The organism is Intestinibacter sp. (assembly GCF_051866655.1).
In the GTDB taxonomy this organism is placed as follows: domain Bacteria; phylum Bacillota; class Clostridia; order Peptostreptococcales; family Peptostreptococcaceae; genus Intestinibacter.
This window is the reverse complement of the sequence record NZ_JBJDXL010000203.1, coordinates 1-4,907: the sequence shown is the minus strand read 5'-3', so window position 1 is coordinate 4,907 and position 4,907 is coordinate 1. Positions and strand designations below refer to the sequence as shown.

Genomic DNA, 4,907 nt, shown 5'->3' with positions numbered 1-4,907 from the left:
ATTATCTAGTATGCTTTTTAAATAATTTGTATCTATTTCCTGTCCTTTTTTTAAATTAAAGGAAAAGACCAATTCCTTGTAAATCGCCATAAAGAATTTTTCGTCTACATATATATTAACTCTGTCGTCGTTTTTCTTTTGAGCTTCTATTTTTGTTATAATTGCCATGTGTACTCTCCTCACTTTTTGTTAATATTTATATTATACTATATAAAAAATTATTGACAAAAAATAATCATTTTTTACTTTACATAATTAAAATGATATAATACTGTATATATTTGTGATAAAAAAGGAGAATTTTGATGAGTGTTTATGATTTAGTTATCGAGTCTACATTTTGTAACAATGATAAGATAGCGGATTTTGAAAAAAATTATGAAGGATTGAGAGTTGGTGTTTTAGGAGGTACATTTGACCCTATACACTACGCACATTTAGCAACAGTGGAATTTATTAGATGTAAATATAAATTAGATAAAATCATACTTATACCAGCAGGAGATCCTCCACATAAGTTATGGAATATTACTAATAAGTACGATAGATACAATATGGTACTTTTAGCTATTGCACAAAACAAGGATTTTTTAGCATTTAATACTGAAATTGAAAAAAAAGGAAAGACATATACAGTAGATACACTTAGATACTTAAAAAAGAATTATCCGACTGCTGAATTTTTCTTTATAACAGGTGCAGATGCTATTTGTGATATAGAAGAGTGGAAGGATGTAGAAGAAAATTTCAAGCTAGCTACCTTTATAGCTGCTACCAGACCAGGGATAAGCTTGCTTACAGCTCAAGATAAAATAGAAAGCCTTGAGAGAAAATACAATGCCAATATAATAAATGTATATGTTCCATCTCTAGATATTTCTTCTACATATATAAGAGATCAATTAAAAAAAGGGAACTCAGTGAGATATTTAATTCCTGAAAGCGTAGAGAGATATATAATGGAAAAGAATTTATATGGAGTTGGAGATGAATAATTTGGAGACAGAAAAAATAATAGAGCAATTAAAAAAAATGTTAAAGCCTAAGAGATTAAAGCATTCTATAAATGTAGCAAATTGTGCAGTAAAATTAAGCGAGATATATGGATATGATAAAGATAAAGCTTATTTAGCAGGGCTTGTACATGACTGTGCAAAATACTTTACAAAGGACCAGATTGAAGCATATGTCAAAAAATACGATATAATATTAGATCCTATGGAAGTAGATAGTATAGCCTTATCTCACAGCGTTATTGGATCTTATGTGATTCAGGATGTATTTAATATAGAAGATGTGGATATAATAAATGCAGTGAGGTATCATACTACTGGAAGGGAAAATATGACAATACTGGAAAAGATAATATTTATTGCCGATATGATTGAAGAAGGTAGAGATTTTCCTGGAGTAGAAGAGCTTAGAGAATTATCTTTTGGAGGACAACTAGATAAGGCTCTAATCACTTCATTTAATAATACGATAAAATTTGTTATAGAAAACGACCAGTTAATTCATCTAAGAAGTGTAAGTGCCAGAAATTATCTTATGCAAGAAAATCGTTAAATTTATTGGTTCAAGTCGAATATTATGATATAATTAATAAATATGTTATTTTATATGAAAGAGAGGTAAATTAATGACAGTTGAACAAATGGTAAAAGTTGCATACGATGCAATTGATGATAAATTAGGTCAAGATATAGCGATTATTAATATAGGAAAAGTATCTAGTCTTTGTGATTACTTTGTAATAGCTACAGGTTCTTCAGCTAGACAAGTAAAGGCAATAGCTGACAGTGTACAAGATGCATTGACTGAAGAAGGTATAGAGCCAAGAGCTAAAGAAGGATATGAAACACAAAGCTGGATATTACTTGATTATGGAGATATAATAGTACATGTATTTGACGAAGAAAATAGAGGATTTTACAACCTTGAAAAATTATGGAAAGATGCTCCATATGTAGATGTTGACACTTTAAACTAAAAATGATAATATATTGAATTATAGTGAAAATTTGAAAATTTTATCAAATAAACTAAAGTAGTAGGTAATATAATTTATTCAGAGAGCTAATGGCAGGTGTGAATTAGTTAAATGGTATTGCTGAACTTGTTAGTATCAAATTATTTGGCCGTGGTTGGCTTATAGACCATCTAAGTGAGTCTTTTATAGGCTAATTAGGGTGGTACCGCGAGAAGAATATATATCCTCGTCCCTAAACAAATTATGTTTAGGGACGAGGATTTTTGTATTTTATACAATTATAAATTTTTTAACTATGATAGGTATAATTTTCTTATAAAATAAATTTGATAATAAACAAGAAATTTATTTAACACAATTAGGAGGTAGGACAATGAGCGTTTACAATTTTAAAAAAGTAGAAGCTAAATGGCAAAAAAAATGGGAAGAAACAAATCAATATAAAACTGATACAAGAGATACTTCAAAACCTTTATATTACACACTAGAAATGTTCCCATACCCATCAGGAAAAATACATATGGGTCACGTTAGAAACTATTCAATAGGTGACGTAGTAGCAAGATTCAAGAAAATGGAAGGATATAATGTACTACATCCAATGGGATGGGATTCATTTGGTCTTCCAGCTGAAAATGCAGCTATAAAACATGGAATACATCCAGCAAAATGGACTTATGAAAACATAGACGATATGAAAAATCAATTAAAATTATTAGGATTAAGCTATGACTGGGAAAGAGAATTAGCTACATCTAATCCTGATTACTATAAATTTACACAAGAAATATTCTTAAAATTCTTAGAAGCAGGTCTTGCATATAAGAAAAAATCTTATGTAAACTGGTGTCCATCTTGCGAAACTGTTCTTGCAAATGAACAAGTTGTAGGCGGACAATGTGAAAGATGTGACTCTGTAGTAGTTAAAAAAGAACTAGAACAATGGTATTTCAAAACTACTGAATTTGCAGAAGAATTATTAAATGATTTGGATACTTTAGAAGGTTGGCCTGAAAAAGTTAAAACAATGCAAAGAAACTGGATAGGAAAATCTCACGGTTCTGAATTAGTATTCGATATAGAAGGAACAGACGAAAAAATGGTAGTTTACACTACTAGACCTGATACTACTTACGGTGTTACTTTCATGTGTTTAGCTCCAGAAAGTCCACTAGTTAAAGAATTAGTTGCTGGTACTGAATACGAAGAAAAAGTAAATGAATTCGTTCAAAAAATGCATACTAAAACTGAAATTGAAAGAACTGCTGCAGATGCTGAAAAAGAAGGTATGTTCATAGGTAAATACGTAATAAACCCAGTTAATGGTAAGAGAGTACCTCTTTGGATAGCAAACTATATATTAATGGACTATGGTACTGGTGCAATAATGGCAGTTCCAGCACATGACGATAGAGATAGAGATTTCGCTGAAAAATACAACCTTGATATAATACCAGTTATAGATGAAGACGGTAAATTAATAAACTCAGAAGAATTTAACGGATTAGATTACAAAACAGCTCAAGATAAGATAACTGAAAAATTAGCTAAAGAAGGAAGAGGTAAAAAGACTGTTAACTACAGACTTAGAGACTGGTTATTATCAAGACAAAGATATTGGGGAGTTCCAATACCAGTAGTTTATTGTGAAGACTGTGGTATAGTTCCAGTAAACAAAGAAGATTTACCAATATTACTTCCAACAGACGTTGAATTTACAGGAAAAGGTGAATCACCACTTACTACTTCAAAGACTTTCGTAAATACTGTTTGTCCAAAATGTGGTAAACCAGCTACTAGAGATGTAGATACAATGGATACATTCGTTGACTCATCTTGGTACTTCTTAAGATATATAGACAACAAAAACGAAGAAAAAATGTTCGATTCAGATGTAGTAAATAAATGGATGCCAGTAGATCAATATATCGGTGGTGTAGAACATGCTATAATGCATTTACTTTACGCAAGATTCTTCGTAAAAGCATTAAAGAAAATTGGAATGGTAGACTTCGACGAACCATTTAAAAACCTACTTACTCAAGGTATGGTATTAATGGATGGTAGCAAAATGAGTAAATCTAAAGGTAATACAGTTTCACCTCTTGAAATAATAGATGAATACGGTGCTGATACTGCTAGATTATTCGTATTATTCGCTGCTCCACCAGAAAGAGATCTAGACTGGTCTGAACAAGGTGTTGAAGGATGCTTTAGATTCTTAAACAGAGTTTACAGATTAGTTGATGAATTAAAAGACATAGTAAAATCTAGCGCTGAAATAAAAGTTTCAACTAAAGAAGATAAAGCTATGAGATATACTATACATTCTACACTTAAAAAAGTTACAGATGATTTAAGTGAAAAATTCGGATTTAATACTGCTATAGCAGCATTAATGGAATTAATAAACGAAATGTACAAATACAAAGAATTAGATACTAGAAATGATGGAATAATCAAAGAAGGTATCGAAACTATAATAACTATACTTGCTCCATTTACACCACATATGGGTGAAGAATTATGGGAAATGATAGGTAAAGAAGGAAGCATATTCGATATAAGCTGGCCAAAATTCGATGAAAAAGCTCTAGTTAAGGACGAAGTTGAAATAGTAGTTCAAGTTAACGGTAAAGTAAGAGCTAAATTAAGTATAGATGCAAACATGTCTAAAGAAGATATGGAAAAAGTTGCTTTAGAAAACGAAAAAGTAAAAGCTTCTATAGAAGGCAAAAATGTAGTTAAAGTTGTAGCTGTACCTAAAAAATTAGTTAATATAGTTGTAAAATAATTATAAAAATTAGCATATACAGAGGATGTTACGATATCGTAGCATCCTTTTTTTGGCTCTCTAGGATAAAGATTTTCTTATAACATATAGAAAATTATATTCATTTAAAAAATATATACAAAT

General features: G+C 30.3%; 4 protein-coding genes and 1 other annotated feature. All 4 genes read left to right on the top strand.

What is annotated here, in order from left to right:
• The first annotated feature begins 305 nt into the window (after positions 1-305).
• Positions 306-995 (top strand): nicotinate-nucleotide adenylyltransferase, encoded by a 690-nt coding sequence (nadD, locus tag ACI3VO_RS06235; protein WP_439757079.1) that lies wholly within the window; start codon positions 306-308, stop codon positions 993-995.
• Positions 988-1,566: a bis(5'-nucleosyl)-tetraphosphatase (symmetrical) YqeK gene (gene yqeK / locus ACI3VO_RS06230; RefSeq protein WP_439757078.1), complete on the top strand. Its 579-nt coding sequence runs from the start codon at positions 988-990 to the stop codon at positions 1,564-1,566. The genes nadD and yqeK overlap by 8 nt, the downstream gene beginning before the upstream one ends.
• A 73-nt stretch (positions 1,567-1,639) precedes the next feature.
• Positions 1,640-1,990: a ribosome silencing factor gene (gene rsfS, locus ACI3VO_RS06225; protein WP_439757077.1), complete on the top strand. Its 351-nt coding sequence runs from the start codon at positions 1,640-1,642 to the stop codon at positions 1,988-1,990.
• 45 nt (positions 1,991-2,035) lie between these two features.
• Positions 2,036-2,227, top strand: a binding site (T-box leader).
• A gap of 136 nt (positions 2,228-2,363) precedes the next feature.
• A complete protein-coding gene (gene leuS, locus ACI3VO_RS06220; protein ID WP_439757076.1) occupies positions 2,364-4,784 on the top strand; it encodes a leucine--tRNA ligase in 2,421 nt (806 codons plus the stop codon).
• Positions 4,785-4,907 lie beyond the last annotated feature (123 nt).

What these genes read in the sequence shown, in the direction of transcription:
- leuS (WP_439757076.1), top strand. Translation starts at nt 2,364, where the DNA reads ATGAGCGTTTACAATTTTAAAAAAGTAGAAGCTAAATGGCAAAAAAAA.
- nadD (WP_439757079.1), top strand. Translation starts at nt 306, where the DNA reads ATGAGTGTTTATGATTTAGTTATCGAGTCTACATTTTGTAACAATGAT.
- yqeK (WP_439757078.1), top strand. Translation starts at nt 988, where the DNA reads ATGAATAATTTGGAGACAGAAAAAATAATAGAGCAATTAAAAAAAATG.
- rsfS (WP_439757077.1), top strand. Translation starts at nt 1,640, where the DNA reads ATGACAGTTGAACAAATGGTAAAAGTTGCATACGATGCAATTGATGAT.